Below are 15,513 nucleotides of genomic sequence, written 5' to 3' on the forward strand. Positions count from 1 at the left end.
GATTCACCGGCCGGGCAGCGGAACTCGGTCCGCACCTATGCCGTGGACCGCCGCGGCAGCTTCCAGCCGGGGCGGGGGAAATGGCAGGTGTAACCGTTGGGGAAAGTCTGCAGGTAGTCCTGGTGCTCGGGTTCGGCCTCCCAGAACTCGACCGCCGGCGATACCTCGGTGACGACCTTGCCCGGCCACAGCCCGGAATCCTCGACATCGGCGATCGTTTCGAGCGCGACCCGCTTCTGCTCGTCGTCGAGATAGAAAATCTCGGAGCGGTAGCTGGTGCCGATATCGTTGCCCTGGCGATCCTTCGTGGTCGGGTCGTGGATCTGGAAGAAGAATTCCAGCAGCGCCCGGTAGTCGGTCTGCGCCGGGTCGTAGACGATCTCGACCGCTTCGGCATGGCCGGGGTGGTTGCGGTAGGTGGGGTGATCGTTCTGTCCGCCGGTGTACCCGACCCGGGTATCGAGCACCCCCGGCTGCTTACGGATCAGCTCCTGCATACCCCAGAAGCACCCACCGGCCAGGATCGCCTTACGCGTTTCGGTCACGCTTCCTCCTTCGTCCCCCCACATTATGCGTCCCCGGTACAACGCCGTAGGCAGCCGGGAAAGTCCCCGGACGGGACCGGCGCACGTCCGCCGCACCGTGTCCATCAGGCGTCGCTGTGCTGTGCAGGTCAGGTCCGCTGCGCTGTGACCAGCAGATACTCCCATTCCATCCGCCCACCGCCGAGGTCGAACGCGGCCGCGAGATCGGTGAGGTCACGGTCGAGCTGCCCGGCGCGTTCCGGCTCACCGGCCAAGGACCTGTAGACGGCGATGGTGGGCCCGTAGTTGGTTTTGAAGAAGGTGCGGAAGGCGTCGGCGTCGGCGAAGCAGTCCACGACGGCGTGCTCACGACGCATTTCCAGCCCGCCGACCCGGTCACCGAGTAACGCGGTGACGTGCTCTTCCGACCCCCACAGCGGCGGCGGTTGCGCCCCGGCGGGCGGCGGTGGGGCGAACGGTTTCATGGTGGCGAACATCTGCCCGATGAACCCGGCGGGTGTCCAGTTCACCAACCCGATCGAACCACCGCTTCTGGTGACCCTGACCAGTTCATCGGCGGCAGCCCGGTGCAGCGGTGCGAACATGATTCCCACACACGAGATCACCACATCGAATTCGCCGTCGGCGTAGGGCAGTGCTTCCGCGTCCGCCTGCTCCCAGCGCAGTTGCACCCCGGCCGCCGCGGCCTTGCGGCGACCGGCCTCGAACAATTCAGGGGTCAGATCACCGGCCACCACCTCGGCACCGGCGGCTGCGGCCGGTATCGCGGCGTTCCCCGTTCCGGCCGCAATATCCAGCACCTTGGTGCCCGGCCCGATCGGCGTGGCCCGGACGAGACGTTCGCCCAGTCCGGGGATCACGTCGTCGGCGACCCGGGAGTAATCGCCGGACGCCCAGATGGCTCTGTGCTTGGCTTTCAGGTCCTCGGTTGCGGACTGTGTCATCGCCTGCTCCTCGCATCGGAACTGCTGATTTCACGGCATGTCGCGCCCTCCGGAGAACACTCTCGCGGCCGTCCGTGCAGTTGTCGAAAACACCCGGTCAGATCGCTACCGGACCATCCCATTGTCGGCTTCGGCACGGGCGTCCACAATGCTCGATCCGGGCGGATCACAAGGACGGCGACCAGCCGCGCCGGCGCCGGCCGCAGCCGTCCGCTGCCCGCATACCGGGCCCATACCCCTCGGCGGTTCGATCGCTCGCCGGTCCGTGGACGTCTGTCCACCGGCGCCACCGATCAATGGTGACATGGATGCGACATGTTCCGTAAACCCGCTGAGGCGCAACGCAATATATGCATCGTTCGCGTAGTGTTCCACATCGGCGCCGGGATACGGGAGACTCCGGCGCACAGCGCGAAACAGTATGGAGCCTCTTTGACAACCCGACAGTTCGACACCCCCGCCGCCGGCCCGGTACACGGTTCCCCGGTCGCCGACGGCGGCCCCCGGTTCCCGCTGTACGCGCCCGAGTTCGCCGAGAACCCGCACCGGCTGTACGGGCAGATGCGCCGCGCGCATCGGTCGATGGTGCCGGTCGATCTGGCTCCCGGTGTGCCCGCGACACTGGTGATCGAGCATGCGGTGGCGGTGCACATCCTCAACGATCACGAACATTTTCCGGCCGATCCGCGCACCTGGCAGAAGGATATGCCCGCCGACTGCCCCGTCCTGCCGATCATGCAGTGGCGACCTGTCCCCGCCCGCAGCACCGGCGAGGCGTTCCGGCGCTACCGGGCGGCCAATCTCACGGCTCTCACGGATGTGGATCTACACAGCTTGCGTGCGGCGGTATCCGGCCTCGCAACCCCGCTGATCAACTCTTTCTGCGAAACGGGTAGCGCCGATCTCCTTCGCCAGTACGCGTTCCCGTTGACCTTCGGAGTCTGCAATACGCTGCTGGGCTGCCCTCCGGAGATCGGGCAGCGGGTATCGGCGGGGATGGCCGCCATGTTCGAAGGCGCCGACGCCGGTGAGGCCAACCAGGCGATCAATGCCGCCCTGGCCGAACTGGCCGCCTACAAGTGCTCACACCCCGGCGACGATGTGACCACGCGGCTACTCCAGCACGAGGCGCAACTCGACGAAGAGGAAATGGTGCACCAGCTGGCCGGCCTGTACGGCGCAGTGATCGAACTCCAGCAGAACCTGATCGCCAATACCCTGCTGCTGATCCTCACCGAGGACCGTCTCGGCGGCAGCGTGCTGGGCGGCAGCCTGTCCACCCGCGACGCCCTCGACGAAGTACTGTTCGACAACCCGCCGATGGCGAACTTCCTCATCACCTATCCACGGCAGCCGATCCTGATCGAGGATGCCTGGCTACCCGCCCACCAGCCGGTGGTCATCAGTATCGCCGCCTGCAACCACGACCCGGCGATCCGGTCCGACGATCACCGCGGTAACCGCTCCCATCTGTCCTGGGGCCTGGGCCAGCGCAGTTGTCCCGCGCAGACCCCGGCCTATCTGGTGGCCCAGGAGGCGATCGATCAGCTGCTCGACGCCCTCCCGGAGATGGAAGTGGATATGCCCGACGGACCGGACTGGCGCCCCGGTCCCTTCCACCGATCGCTCACCGCACTGCCGGTGACGTTCCCGCCGTCACCGCCCTTCCCCGTCTGAAACCGGCCCACCGCGGCCGGCGGCCGGATCAATCGCTGCCGGGTGGTACCGCGGGCGCGAATACGCAGTACATTCGCAGCCGGGTGTCGGCGATGATGGTGTGGCGTTCGTGCCCGTCGAGCAGATACATGGTGCCGGGGGCAAGGGTATGTGCCGTTTCGCTGTCCCGGTCGATCAGATGGCCGTGACCTTCGATGAGCCAGACGGCTTCGATGTAGTCGGGATAGTGCAGCGGGGTCTCGGTACCCGCGGCGACAGTGGTCTCATGATACGAGAAACCGACGTCGTCGTCGGACAGGACGATCCGTTTCGAGATCCAGTGATCGGTGTCGACCTGCCGATCGGTTCCGGTGATGTCACGGATTGTCCGCACGATCATTGCCGGTTCCTCCTTCGCTGTTCGCTGGGAGTGCGGTGGGCGCTGTTCGCAGGAACTGCAGTAGTTCGCCGGTCGCCTGCCTGGCCTCGGGGATTTTCTTCATGATCCAGTTGTGCATCATCCCGGGGTATTCGTGCAGCTCGACCGGCACGCCGGCCGCATCGCCGAGTTCGGCCACCCGCCGGGCATCGGGTAGCAGGATGTCGCGGTGACCGATGAAGACGACGGTCGGTGCGAGGCCGGTGAGATCGGCGAACGCCGGACTGATGTGTGGATCGTCCAGGGCCCTGTCGGCCGCATACCATCGACCGGCCTGCTTCAAACCGGAGACGCCGAGTTCCGGGTCGCGGTCGTCGATGGTCAGCGACAGCGGATCGTCGGTCGCCAGATCGATCCACGGGGAGAACAACGCCAGGGCCCGCGGTTGCGGTTCTCCGCGTTCGTACAGGTGACGGGCCAGGGTGAGGGCGAGCGTGCCGCCGGCCGAATCACCGAAAACGATGCAGTCGCCGGGTGCGGTCTCGCGGGACACCCGGTCGTAGGCGCGCTCGATCATCGGAACGATCGTCCGGTGGTCGTTCTCGGGCGCCAGCGGATACATCGGCAGGGTGTAGGTGCAGCCGGTCCGCGCGACGATCCGGCCCGCGAACCGCCAGTGATGCGGTTCGGGCGACTCCACGAAACCACCGCCGTGCATATGGAAGATATGCCAGGGCGAACTCGGCCCACCGGGTGGTGTGAGGGTATAGACGGGCCGACCGCCGACCTCCTGGCAGGTCACGTGGAATTTCGCCGCGATACGCCGTGGGGGCCGGGAACGCTTCGGTTCCTGATGCCGCGGTAATCCGTTGCGCATGGCCGCGGGATCGGCGTAGAACCGCTTGTTCCGCCGCAACCACATTCGCGCGAACAACGCCCGCGCCTGCCACGAGATCATGGGATCTCCGCCCGCATATGGTCGCGAGCGTGCGGCCGCCCCGGCCGTAGGGCATTGTGAGTGCCCGATCCGGACATGGTCGTCCTCCGTCCATCGCGTTCGACGACCGGCGGATACTCGACCCCCGCGCGGTATCCACCGGCTCCGTGCCGTCGGCATTACCGCTGAGCGGGCAACTAAACAGGGGTCCAGGATCGAACGCCGCACCCGGCAGGGTTCGTCCGGGGCACCCGCCCTGCGCGCCCCGGCCCGGCAGATCGATCGTCCGCACCCGACGCCGGGGAGCCGGCCGGGTGGATCGCTGACCGCCCTGTCTGCGGACGGCGGTCCTCGACGAACAGGCCACCCGAAACGCAGCCGAAACGGCCACCGGTTCGCTTGCCGTTCTGAACTAGCATCGGTCGGAGCCGATCCGAAGGAGCACCGTGCGCCGACAGATTCTCAACCTGCCCGAGAAGGCTCCCGAGGAGGCGTTGGAAGGGCTCGCCCTCACCAATCCCACGCTCATCGCCTACGACCGAGAACGCGGCCTCGTGACCCGGGCGACGCCGGCGCGCGACAAGGTCGGACTCGTATCCGGCGGCGGGTCCGGGCACGAACCACTGCACGCCGGTTTCGTCGGCAGCGGCATGCTCGACGTCGCCGTACCGGGCGCTGTATTCGCCAGTCCGACTGCGCTGCAGGTGCACGAGGGCACGGTCGCAGCGGATTCCGGGCGGGGTGTCGTACAGATCGTGAAGAACTACACCGGCGATGTGCTCAACTTCCGGATCGCCGGCGAACTCGCCGGCGATGACAACGCAGTCGCGACCGAAACCGTGCTGGTGGACGACGATCTGGCCACCCAGAGCGATGACGGGCCGGGCCGCCGCGGCACCGCGGCCGTTCTCGCGGTCGAGAAGATCTGCGGGGCGAGCGCGGAAGCGGGTGCGGACCTGCGCACGGTCGCCGAATTCGGCCGTCGCGTCGCACGTAACGCGCGCACGCTGAGTTTCGCGCTCAGCGCCGGCACCCACCCCGGCGAGACGAGTCCCGCCTTCACGCTCGATCCCGCCGAAGTCGAACTGGGCGTGGGCATCCACGGCGAACGCGGCACCGGCCGCGTCCCGTTCGCCGACGCCGATACATTGATCGCACGGCTGGTCGACCCACTGGTCACCGAACTCGGCTGCACGCGTGGGTCCGCGGTGGTCGCGATCGTGAACGGTCTCGGCGGCGCCTACCCCATCGAACTGTCGATCGCGGCCCGTGCGGTGCACCACCGGCTCGCCGGACAGGGCATCACCGTCGCCCGGTCGCTCGCCGGCAGCTATGTGACCTCGCTCGATATGGTCGGCGTCTCGGTCACCCTGCTACCCGCCGATGCCGATCTGCTGCCGCTGTGGGACGCGCCCGTGCGCACCCCCGCCCTGACCTGGTGAAGGAGCCCGCCCATGAATGACACCGCATTGCCCGCCGGATTCGGCGAACGCTGGGTGAACACGATGTTCGCGGCCTTCCTCGACCGCACCGAGGCCCTCGCGGATCTGGATCGCCGCGCCGGCGACGGCGATTTCGGCGCCAATATCGCCGCTGCCCTGCGCCGGGCGCGCACCAATATCGATGCCGAACCCCCCGCCTCCTACGCGGCTTGGCTGACCGCGGTGTCCTGGGGGTTCCTCGGCACCGGCGGGACGAGCGGACCGCTGTTCGGAATGTTCTTCCGCGAACTCGCCCGCTGCACAAAGGATTCGGAACCCAGCACGGCGGAGTTCTCCCGCGGGTTGAGCGCCGGGCTCGCCACGGTGCAGCGGTACGGGAATGCCGAGGTCGGGCACAAGACGATGGTCGACGCCTTGGCCCCGGCGGCCGAAACCCTCGCCGCCCGCGTCGCGGCAGGCAGCGACCCCGGTGCCGCGCTCGACGCCACCGCCGATGCCGCGGTACAGGGCGCGGCGGGTACCGCCTCTCTGGTCGCGAAGCGCGGCCGCGCCAGCTATGTGGGCGAGGTCGCGCGGGGCGTACTGGATCCGGGCGCGGCCGCCGCGGCGCTGATTCTGCAAACCGCCGCCGCGGCCTGTGCCGACCGGCCGGGTGATATCGACACCGGATGGCTCGATACAGCCACCTGACCGGCCGGCCCCCGGTGCCGCGGGCGTGCTGATCGGCGGCTGGGTGGGGGCTGGGGTCGGCATCCTGCGGAACCCAGCGCCGTACGGGCCGGGGCTGCGTCAGGAGTCGAGGCGCAGTCCGAGATCGAGGCGGACGTCGAGGGGCCGGACGGAGGTGCAGGGGGCGGGGCGGGCTGCCGAGTCAGACGGAAGTGCGGTCGGGTTGTGCGATGAACCGTTTCGTGGTGCGCCGGAACGCCCAGACGACGACGAGCGCGGCCAGCACGGTCAACGGAGTGCCCATGGCGACCTTCGCGACGGCGAGCCAGGTCGTGGAATCGGTGAGATACAGCCATTCCTTCACCACGAACCGGGCGCCGAAGACCAGTGCCGCGGCCGCGGTGGCGATATCGTGGGTGCGCAGCGCGACCTTGTCCGCGCGCCAGGCGTGCTTACCGCCGTGTACGAGATTCCAGACGACCCCGGTCAGCGGGCGGCGGACCAGCAATGAGGCGAACGCGACCACGAAACCGGCCAGCGCGGCCCAGATCCCGACGACGAAGAAATCTTTCGCCGATCCGGTCCACAGCACGATCCCCACGGCGGCCGCGATGGCGAGCAGCCCGCCGGTCGCCGAGGAGAACCGCTCCCCGCGCCACAGCCGGAACCCGGTCAGCGCGATCGCGACCGCGACCGAAACGCCGACCGTCGCCACCAGCGGCAGGACCGCATTCGCCGCGACGAACACGACGACCGGGACGGTCGAGTAGACGAAGCCCATGGGCCCGCCCATCTGGTCGAGCAAGCTCGGTGGTACGGCAGGCCGGTCGGCGCCGGGCACGGGTGGGGCCGGCTCGGCTGCCGCCCGAAGGTGCTTGTGGTCGATCATTGTTCCCGTCCTCCCGACTGTGCGGACCTCTGCGATGGCTCCAGTGGAACCTGTGCCGTAACGGCATACTCAAGCCTCAGCCGGAATCGGCCGGTCCGGCGCCGGTCGGGAGGCGTTTACCGGGGTTACGTCGGCCCGGATATCGGCGTACGGTCAGCCATAGAGAGCCATATGTGGCCTGAACCACATTTCCGCGTCATGGCTATGGCCACACCCCACCGCTCGCGCGCGGGCGATGCCGAACGAGGAGTGAATGCCGGACTAGGAGTCACCATGAAGTGTGGAATGCGGATGGCCGGGGCGGTCGGGGTCGGATACGTCCTGGGCCGGACGCGCAAGATGAAGTTTGCACTGATGCTCGCCGGTGTCGGCTTGAGCGGCCGGGGCGGGCCACAGGCATTACTGGAACGGACGACCTCGGCAGTCGGCACTTCACCGGAACTCGCGAAAATTACCGAAACGGTGCGCGGTGAGCTGCTCGAAGCCGCCAGGGCCGCCGCAGTCACGGCCGCGAGCAACCGCATCGATTCGCTGAACGCCCGCCTGCAGCACCAGCGGGACAGCGGCGCCGATCTCGGCAAAGCAGTCCAGGACGAGGACAACGACGACGAATACGAGCCTGCCCAGGACCGCGAGCCGGCCGAACCCGCACCGAAGAGCAGGACGGCCACCCGCACCCGTGCGACGGCCTCCACCGCCCGCGGGCGGACCGGTGAGAACCGGGTACGGACACCGGCACGGGCCGCCGCGGCGGGCACTTCCCGACGCCGCGCCGCCGGCCAATCGACCACCGACGACACCGCGCCCGTCCGCCGTACGAGGCGGTGAACCACATGACCACGAAAGCTCCCCCGGGTCAGCTGCAGAACTCGCTACAGCAGCTCGCCGCCACGATCACCGAACGTGCCGTCTCGGGGATCACGGACCGGCTGTCCGGTACGACCGAGCGGCTCACCCGAGTCGCCGAGGGCGGCGGGGCTGGATCTCTGCTGTCGGCGGTGACCGGCGCCGAGAAACTCGCGGAAGGAAAATCGCCACTCTCGGTAGCACTCAGCACCGGCGCGGACACGATCGGACACACCGTCAAGGAGAAGTTCGCGGACGCCGGACAGGCATTGACCGGCGGGAAAGGGAAAGGTTCCGGCGGTAAGAAGCTGAAGCTGACGAATATCGTCGAATATATCGACGTGGGCGTCCCGATCGACCTCGCCTACGATCAGTGGACCCAGTTCGCGGACTTTCCGAAGTTCATGAAGAAGGTCGAAACCGTCGACCAGGTCTCCGACGAGAAGCTCGACTGGTCCGGCAAGGTTTTCTGGTCCAAACGGAGCTGGCAGTCCACGATTGTCGAACAGGTGCCGTTCCAGCGGATCCTGTGGCGTTCGAAGGGCGAGAAAGGCTATATCGACGGCGCGGTGACCTTCCACCAACTCACCCCGGACCTGACCCGCATCATCGTGGTTCTCGAATATCACCCCGGTGGGTTCGTCGAGAAAATCGGAAATCTCTGGCGCGCCGCCGGCCGGCGGGTCCGGCTCGAACTGAAGCATTTCCAGCGGTACGTGATGACCGAGAGCGTGCTGCACGCGGACGATATCGCGGGCTGGCACGGCGAGATCCGCGATCGAGAGGTCGTCGAGGACGACGAGTCCGCCCGCCGGCGTGAGCAAGACGATCACGCCACCGAGACCGACGGCAGCCCGGCCGGCGATGCGGGCATCGAATCGGAAACCCCCCACGACGAACCGCTCGACGATGAACCACTCGAAGACGAAGGCCCTGAAGACGAAGACCGCGCCACGGAGCCGGAGGGAAAATCCACCCGGCGCCGCCGGTCGGCACGCGAGTCCGCAACCGAGGCCCGCCCGCCCGCGAGTCGAGGGGCGAGACGATGACGGTCGAACCGGCCGGGGGCGCAGCGGGCGGTATGACGGCCCGGCCGAACGCATCGAGCCTGGCAGATGTCGTCGACACCATTCTCGACAAGGGCCTGGTTATCGACGCATTCGTCCGCGTATCGCTGGTCGGTATCGAACTGCTGACCATCGACGCCAGAGTGGTGGTGGCGAGCGTCGATACCTACCTGCGTTTCGCCGACGCCGTGAACCGGCTCGAAATCTCCGGCAGTGAGCCGACGGGCCTACCGGGATTGGTCGGCGATATCACCGAGGGTGGGGCCGAACGCAAGACAAAGGGCGCGCTCGAGGCCGCGGGAGAAAAGGTCGCGAACTTCTTCGACGATGTCGAGCAGACCCGCCGCCAGGAACACGGGGCATCCGGAAACGAGAAGAACCGATGACTGCCGAGCCGGTCGGCGATACCAGCGCTGGGCCCGTCTACGTCTACGGAATCGTGCCGGCGGACGTAGAACCCCAAGAGCATGCCGCGGGTATCGGCGAGCCGCCGAGCGAGGTCACGGTGGTGCGATACGGCGATATCGCCGCCTTGGTCAGCGATATGCCGCAGCGGCCCCTGGGCACCGCGCAGGATCTGACCGCCCACTCGGAACTGCTGGACGGTACGGCGGCCGTCAGCCCGGTGCTGCCGCTGCGGTTCGGTGCGGTCATGTCCGATGCGGAGTCGGTGGAGCGGGAATTGCTACGGCCGAACTACGACGAGTTCCGAGCCGCGCTGGCCGAGCTCGAGGGCCGCGCACAGTTCGTCGTCAAGGGCCGCTATGTGGAGGAGGTCGTTCTGCGCGAACTGCTCGACGAGAATCCCGAGGCCGCCCGGCTGCGCGAGCAGCTTCGCGGCGCTCCGGAGGAAACCACCCGAGATGCGCGGATGACGCTGGGCGAGATCATCTACCGGTCGATCGCGGATAAGCGCGCGGTAGACACCCGGCGGGTGGTCGACACTCTCGTTGCAGTCCGCCCGGTTGTCGCCGAACGGCCACCGACCCACGATCAGGATGCGGTCCACCTCGCCGTCCTCATCGACCTGTCGCAGCGAGACGAACTGGAGGAGACGCTGACCGGACTCTCCGAACAATGGGACGGCCGCATCCAGCTCGGCCTGCTGGGCCCGATGGCGGCCTACGACTTCGTGATGAAACGGGAACCGGAGGGCTGACTCATGGGCTTGCTGACCTCGCTGCTGTCGTTACCGCTGGCACCGGTGCGAGGAGTGGTCTGGCTGGGTGAGCTGATCCAGGAGCAGGTCGAACAGCAGATGCACGATCCGGCCGATATCCGGCGCGAACTCGACGAACTCGACGACGCAATGGCCGCGGGCCGGCTGCCGGAGCCGGAATATCGGCAGGCCCAGCAGCAGGTTCTGAACCGGATGATCCAGCGACCGGAGGATCCGACGCCCACCGGCGCGAAGGAGTGATTCCAGTGAACGAGACGCAACCGGCACCGGTCACCGCGGCGCAGGCCGGAGCGACCGCGATGGATCACTTGACCGAGCTGATGCCGAAACCGATCCTCGGCGCCACCTCCACCGAACCGACGGAAGCCGGGTGGCTGGTGGAGGTCGAGGTGGTCGAAGACCGTCGGATTCCCTCGTCGGCCGATATGCTGGCGCTCTACGAGGTCGAGATCGATCCCGACGGAAATCTGCTGGCCTACCGCAGAACCCGGCGTTATGCCCGAGGCAGCGCGGATATCGGCGGGCGAGGGATGCGATGACGGTCGCGAGCGGCGGGTCGTCGGTACCGCAACCGTACGGTGGCGGTCATCAGTCGTCGAATCTCGGCGATATCCTCGAGCGCGTTCTCGACAAGGGGATCGTGATAGCCGGCGATATCCAGGTGAACCTGCTCGATATCGAACTGCTCACCATCAAGCTCCGGTTGGTCGTGGCCTCCCTGGAGACGGCGAAATCCGTCGGGATCGACTGGTGGGAGACCGACCCGTGGCTCAACAGCAATGCCCGCACGCTCGAACGCCAGGATCACGACCTCGAGCTCGAGAACCGGAAACTGCGCGACCGTATCGCCGAGTTGGAGGCCCGGACCGAGCACCCCGCCGTCCTGGAACGCGACCGCGAGCTGGAGCGGGACCGTGACCGATGACCTGGGGGTATGGCTGTACGCGGTAACACGCACCGCGGACGGCACTGCCGGTCCGGAGGACCTCACCGGTGTGGCGGGCGAGTCCCCGCGACCCGTGCGATCAGCGGAGCTGACCGCCGTCGTCGGTTCGGTACCCCTCGCGGTGTTCGGCGACGTACCGCTGCGCCGCAACCTGGAAGATCTGGACTGGCTGGAAGCCACTGCCCGCGCGCACGACGCCGTGGTCTCCGCACTACTGCGGTGCGGCCCGGTGGTCCCGTTGCGGTTGGCCACCGTTTTCCTCGACGACGATCGAGTCGTGGATATGCTCGAGGAGCGGCGTGGCGATTTCGAATCGGCGTTGACGCTGGTGAACGGCCGGACCGAATGGGGTGTGAAGGCGTACTGCGACCGCGCCGCCCTCACCGCCGCAGTGGCCGATGCGGAAACCGCGGGTGCCGTCGGCGGTAAAGGCACCGCCTATCTGGCCCGGCGCCGCGCACAGCTGTCGGCGCAGGAAAACGTGGAACGCGACGCCGCGGCGCGGGCCTCGGAAATCCATGGGCAACTGGTGCGCCGCGCCGCCGCGGGCCGCTGCCAGCCGCTGACCGATCCGGTGCTGCACGGCCGCCGGGACTGGCTGGTCCTCAACGGTACCTATCTCGTCGACGACACCGGCGCCGACGAATTCGCGGCCGCAGTCGCCGAACTCGACCGGACCGTCGCCGGTATCCGGCTCGAACTCACCGGCCCGTGGCCTCCGTATTCGTTCGCGGGTGTGGACCGGACGCCCTCATGACCCGGCCCGACAGTGAACGCCGTATCGCCCTCGTCGATCTGCTGGACCGGGTCCTGGCGGGCGGGGTGGTGATCTCCGGTGATATCCGGCTCTCCATCGACGATGTCGACCTGGTGCAGATCTCGCTGCGCGCCCTCATCTCCTCCATCAAAACTCTGTCGGGCCCCGCACTGGAACGGATCCCGCGCGATGCCCTGGAGCCGTCGGATGACTGAGTTCGAGGGGATCCCGCCGCGTATCGACGCGGACCCGGAATCGGTGGAACGCGGTCTGGTCACCCTCGTTCTCACCCTGGTGGAACTGTTGCGCCAGCTGATGGAACGACAGGCCTTGCGACGAGTCGACGAAGGCGATCTGAGCGAGGACCGGATCGAGCGAATCGGTACCACGCTGATGCTGCTCGAGGAACGGATGGGCGAACTCCGCGACCATTTCGGCCTCACCGCCGAGGACCTCAATATCGACCTCGGCCCACTGGGCACCCTGCTCCCCCGCGAGTGAACTGCTCCCCCTGTCCGTACCGTGCGCTGCGGACAGTATCCGTCCGCCCGTTCGGTGATATCGGGGTTACGCGGACCTGAGTGCCCACAGATATGATATTGCATAATTGCATCGCACGCTTCAGAATCGTAATAGACGGCGATGTGTCCATATGCCGTACCGCCCGGTTCGTCGTACGCGAAGGAGAAGCCGTGCCTACCCATACCGTGACCAACCAGGTCCCCCCACTGGTCGACTACGACGCCGCCGAGGTGCCTGTCATCCTGGAGGCCCTGGAACGCGGCGGCGCCGGCCACGCCCTCGACGAGGTGCACGAGATCGGCCGGCTGGCCGGTAGCGCCCACGCCCAGGAACTCGGTGATCTCGCCGAAGAACATCAGCCGGTACTGCAGACGCACGATCGCTACGGCCACCGCATCGACGAGGTCCGCTACGACCCCAGTTATCACGAACTGATGCGGCACGCCGTCCGCTTCGGCCTGCACGGCGCACCCTGGGCCGATTCCCGGCCCGCACCGCATCTGGTGCGGGCGGCCAAGACGAGCGTGTGGTCGCAGGTCGACGCTGGGCACGGCTGCCCGATCTCGATGACCTATGCCGTGGTCCCGGCCCTGCGCGCGAACGCCGAGCTATCCGCCCGGTACGAGCCGCTGCTGACAAGCCGGGAGTACGACCCCGTGCTGCGCCCGCTCGCCGGCAAGCCCGGACTCATCGCCGGGATGTCGATGACCGAGAAGCAGGGCGGATCCGATGTCCGCGCCAACACCACCACCGCGGTCCCACAGCCCGACGGCTCCTACCGGATCACCGGGCACAAATGGTTCACCTCGGCGCCGATGTCGGATTTCTTCCTGGCGCTGGCACAGGCGCCCGGCGGGCTGTCCTGCTTCTTCGTGCCCCGCGTACTGCCCGACGGCACCCGCAACCCCTTCCACCTGCAGCGACTGAAGGACAAGCTGGGTAATCACTCCAATGCCAGTAGCGAGGTCGAATACGACGACACCGTCGGCTGGCTGGTCGGCGACGAGGGCCGCGGCGTGCCCACGATCATCGAGATGGTCAACCTGACCCGCCTCGACTGCACCTTGGCCTCCGCCACCGGTATGCGCACCGGAACCATCGCGGCGATCCACCACGCCCAGCACCGCCGCGCGTTCGGCGCGAACCTCGTCGACCAGCCACTCATGCGTAATGTCCTGGCCGATCTGGCGATCGAGGCCGAGGGCGCGACCACGGCCGCCCTGTGGCTGGCCGAACTCACCGACCGCGCCACCGCCGGCGACGAGGCCGCCGACCTGCTGCGCCGTATCGGTCTCGCAGTGAGCAAGTACTACGTCTGCAAACGCGGGCCCATCCACGCGGCCGAGGCCCTGGAATGCCTGGGTGGCAACGGTTATGTCGAGGATTCCCGGATGCCGCGGCTGTACCGGGAGGCACCACTCATGTCGGTATGGGAGGGGTCGGGCAATGTCGCCGCGCTGGACGTTCTGCGCGCGCTCGCCAAACAGCCGGCGACCCTCACCGCATTCCTCGACGAGGTCAAATCGGCCACCGGCGCCGATTCCGCGCTCGATACCGCGATCGGCCGGCTGGAGGGCGAGTTCACCGATCCCGAGACCCTGCCGCACCGTGCCCGCCGGATCGTCGGCGATATGGCCCTGGTGCTCCAGGGTTCCCTACTGGTCCGCTTCGGGCATCCCGCTGTCGCGGAAGGTTTCACCCGTTCCCGGCTCGGGCGCGACCGCGGCGACGTCTTCGGCACCCTGCCGGTCGGCCTGGACACTGGCGCGATCATCGAACGGCTGACCCCGAAGGTCGGCTGAGCACCGGAGGCAAACCGGTTCCGGGCTGTGCCGGGCCGCGCACACCGCAATCGGCGAGGAGAACAGCAGTAACAAACCGTCGGATCGGTGAAGTCGACCGCAACCGATCTCATGGCGGCGCGACGGGTTTTTCCGCAATGAGCCCATCGGCGAAGGCCTGGAACTCGGTGCGGAACACCTCGTAGTGCGCACGGATGACCGCACCGGGCCAATCCTGCGGCAGCAGTTCCGGCGGTAGCACCGGATCGTCGAGGAGATGACGTACGACCGCCGCCGCGACTTCGAAACGGGTTCCGATCGTCTCGGCGCCGTCGAGAGCCGCGAGCAGTTCCCGGGCGCGGTGCGCCCAGCGATCCGGTGCGAACAAGCGGCCGGCCAGCGCGACGGCCGGTTCCTCCGGCCGCCCGGTGAACACGTCCACCCGCTGCCGGGCTACTTCCGGGAGGTCGGCAGCGATATTGTCCGGGCGGCACCAGACGCCTTCACGGAGCTCTCCGAACCTGGCCAGCCGCAGGGTTTCCCGGAATGCGGCGCGGTCGGTGGAATCGGTGGCGCCGACGGTCACGACCGCGAGGATCCATCCCCCCTCCCAGGCGCGGAGGTCCGGTGAGATCGCCCGGTCCTGCCGCCGCTGGCGCTCGGCCAGCCGTTCGGAAAGCCGGTAGGTCGCGTCGGCGCCGCGTTCGAGATCACCGGCGGCGACCATCCGGGTCAGCGCGGCTCGCACCGCGGATTCCTGCAATCCCAGCCCCGCACCGACCCGGACGATCCAGCCGGCCGGGGCCTGCGCCGGGTGCGATCCGAGCAGCACGCTCAGGATCGCCGAACGCGCAGTGAGCGCCCGGACCCGGGCGGGAGACGCAGACATGGGCCGATCGTATATACCCGTACCGGAGCCCGGCCGGAACCGTCGATATCGAGGCCACATCCGC

General features: G+C 67.8%; 20 protein-coding genes. 14 read left to right on the forward strand and 6 right to left on the reverse strand.

The genetic code is table 11. The features are described 5' to 3' along the window. Nucleotides 1-35: 35 nt before the first annotated feature. Both msrA and NFL01S_RS17110 read right to left on the reverse strand, forming a co-directional pair. A complete protein-coding gene (gene msrA, locus NFL01S_RS17105; protein WP_157116609.1) occupies nt 36-569 on the reverse strand; it encodes a peptide-methionine (S)-S-oxide reductase MsrA in 534 nt (177 codons plus the stop codon). A gap of 104 nt (nt 570-673) precedes the next feature. Then, on the reverse strand, nt 674-1,489 hold the full coding sequence (locus tag NFL01S_RS17110) for a class I SAM-dependent methyltransferase (protein WP_062976416.1): 816 nt from the start codon (nt 1,487-1,489) through the stop codon (nt 674-676). Between the two features lie 432 nt (nt 1,490-1,921). Here NFL01S_RS17110 and NFL01S_RS17115 point away from each other — a divergent pair, with 432 nt between their 5' ends. Continuing rightward, on the forward strand, nt 1,922-3,166 hold the full coding sequence (locus tag NFL01S_RS17115) for a cytochrome P450 family protein (protein ID WP_062976670.1): 1,245 nt from the start codon (nt 1,922-1,924) through the stop codon (nt 3,164-3,166). Between the two features lie 28 nt (nt 3,167-3,194). Here NFL01S_RS17115 and NFL01S_RS17120 read toward each other — a convergent pair whose 3' ends face one another. Both NFL01S_RS17120 and NFL01S_RS17125 read right to left on the reverse strand, forming a co-directional pair. Continuing rightward, nucleotides 3,195-3,545: an ectoine synthase gene (locus NFL01S_RS17120; RefSeq protein WP_062976418.1), complete on the reverse strand. Its 351-nt coding sequence runs from the start codon at nt 3,543-3,545 to the stop codon at nt 3,195-3,197. Further along, on the reverse strand, nt 3,523-4,482 hold the full coding sequence (locus NFL01S_RS17125) for an alpha/beta hydrolase fold domain-containing protein (RefSeq protein ID WP_063915972.1): 960 nt from the start codon (nt 4,480-4,482) through the stop codon (nt 3,523-3,525). Before NFL01S_RS17125 ends, NFL01S_RS17120 begins: the two co-directional genes overlap by 23 nt. A 425-nt stretch (nt 4,483-4,907) precedes the next feature. Here NFL01S_RS17125 and NFL01S_RS36980 point away from each other — a divergent pair, with 425 nt between their 5' ends. Both NFL01S_RS36980 and dhaL read left to right on the forward strand, forming a co-directional pair. Then, nucleotides 4,908-5,903: a dihydroxyacetone kinase subunit DhaK gene (locus tag NFL01S_RS36980; protein WP_062976420.1), complete on the forward strand. Its 996-nt coding sequence runs from the start codon at nt 4,908-4,910 to the stop codon at nt 5,901-5,903. A 12-nt stretch (nt 5,904-5,915) separates the two neighbouring features. Next, nucleotides 5,916-6,593, forward strand: coding sequence for a dihydroxyacetone kinase subunit DhaL (dhaL, locus tag NFL01S_RS36985; RefSeq protein ID WP_062976422.1), 678 nt, complete (start codon nt 5,916-5,918; stop codon nt 6,591-6,593). 181 nt (nt 6,594-6,774) lie between these two features. Here dhaL and NFL01S_RS17140 read toward each other — a convergent pair whose 3' ends face one another. Next, a complete protein-coding gene (locus NFL01S_RS17140; protein ID WP_062976425.1) occupies nt 6,775-7,461 on the reverse strand; it encodes a DUF3159 domain-containing protein in 687 nt (228 codons plus the stop codon). A gap of 273 nt (nt 7,462-7,734) precedes the next feature. Here NFL01S_RS17140 and NFL01S_RS17145 point away from each other — a divergent pair, with 273 nt between their 5' ends. The 11 genes from NFL01S_RS17145 (at nt 7,735) to NFL01S_RS17195 (ending at nt 14,581) form a co-directional block, all read left to right on the forward strand. Then, complete coding sequence (locus NFL01S_RS17145) at nt 7,735-8,289, forward strand: hypothetical protein (RefSeq protein WP_063915973.1); 555 nt, start codon at nt 7,735-7,737, stop codon at nt 8,287-8,289. Between the two features lie 5 nt (nt 8,290-8,294). After that, nucleotides 8,295-9,356 carry an SRPBCC family protein gene (locus NFL01S_RS17150; protein WP_084492819.1) on the forward strand — a complete coding sequence of 354 codons (1,062 nt, stop codon included), beginning with the start codon at nt 8,295-8,297 and terminating at the stop codon, nt 9,354-9,356. Further along, nucleotides 9,353-9,760: a gas vesicle protein GvpJ gene (gvpJ, locus tag NFL01S_RS17155; RefSeq protein WP_062976429.1), complete on the forward strand. Its 408-nt coding sequence runs from the start codon at nt 9,353-9,355 to the stop codon at nt 9,758-9,760. Before NFL01S_RS17150 ends, gvpJ (NFL01S_RS17155) begins: the two co-directional genes overlap by 4 nt. Further along, on the forward strand, nt 9,757-10,533 hold the full coding sequence (locus NFL01S_RS17160; RefSeq protein WP_062976431.1) for a GvpL/GvpF family gas vesicle protein: 777 nt from the start codon (nt 9,757-9,759) through the stop codon (nt 10,531-10,533). The genes gvpJ (NFL01S_RS17155) and NFL01S_RS17160 overlap by 4 nt, the downstream gene beginning before the upstream one ends. 3 nt (nt 10,534-10,536) lie before the next feature. Continuing rightward, on the forward strand, nt 10,537-10,794 hold the full coding sequence (locus NFL01S_RS17165; RefSeq protein ID WP_062976433.1) for a gas vesicle protein GvpG: 258 nt from the start codon (nt 10,537-10,539) through the stop codon (nt 10,792-10,794). 5 nt (nt 10,795-10,799) lie between these two features. Further along, the gene (gene gvpO, locus NFL01S_RS17170) at nt 10,800-11,093 is read left to right on the forward strand and encodes a gas vesicle protein GvpO (RefSeq protein ID WP_062976672.1); all 294 of its coding nucleotides are present in this window, start codon (nt 10,800-10,802) and stop codon (nt 11,091-11,093) included. Further along, nucleotides 11,090-11,479, forward strand: coding sequence for a gas vesicle protein GvpJ (gvpJ, locus tag NFL01S_RS17175; protein ID WP_062976435.1), 390 nt, complete (start codon nt 11,090-11,092; stop codon nt 11,477-11,479). Before gvpO ends, gvpJ (NFL01S_RS17175) begins: the two co-directional genes overlap by 4 nt. Continuing rightward, a complete protein-coding gene (locus tag NFL01S_RS17180) occupies nt 11,469-12,257 on the forward strand; it encodes a GvpL/GvpF family gas vesicle protein (RefSeq protein ID WP_062976436.1) in 789 nt (262 codons plus the stop codon). Before gvpJ (NFL01S_RS17175) ends, NFL01S_RS17180 begins: the two co-directional genes overlap by 11 nt. After that, nucleotides 12,254-12,472, forward strand: coding sequence for a gas vesicle protein (locus NFL01S_RS17185; RefSeq protein ID WP_062976437.1), 219 nt, complete (start codon nt 12,254-12,256; stop codon nt 12,470-12,472). The genes NFL01S_RS17180 and NFL01S_RS17185 overlap by 4 nt, the downstream gene beginning before the upstream one ends. Then, nucleotides 12,465-12,758, forward strand: a complete 294-nt coding sequence (locus NFL01S_RS17190; RefSeq protein WP_062976439.1) for a gas vesicle protein K — start codon at nt 12,465-12,467, stop codon at nt 12,756-12,758. Before NFL01S_RS17185 ends, NFL01S_RS17190 begins: the two co-directional genes overlap by 8 nt. Before the next feature lie 191 nt (nt 12,759-12,949). Next, nucleotides 12,950-14,581, forward strand: a complete 1,632-nt coding sequence (locus NFL01S_RS17195) for an acyl-CoA dehydrogenase family protein (RefSeq protein ID WP_062976675.1) — start codon at nt 12,950-12,952, stop codon at nt 14,579-14,581. A 109-nt stretch (nt 14,582-14,690) separates the two neighbouring features. Here NFL01S_RS17195 and NFL01S_RS17200 read toward each other — a convergent pair whose 3' ends face one another. After that, on the reverse strand, nt 14,691-15,449 hold the full coding sequence (locus tag NFL01S_RS17200; RefSeq protein WP_062976441.1) for a PaaX family transcriptional regulator C-terminal domain-containing protein: 759 nt from the start codon (nt 15,447-15,449) through the stop codon (nt 14,691-14,693). Between the last annotated feature and the right edge of the window lie 64 nt (nt 15,450-15,513).

The organism is Nocardia flavorosea NBRC 108225 (assembly GCF_001613385.1).
Taxonomy (GTDB): domain Bacteria; phylum Actinomycetota; class Actinomycetes; order Mycobacteriales; family Mycobacteriaceae; genus Nocardia; species Nocardia flavorosea.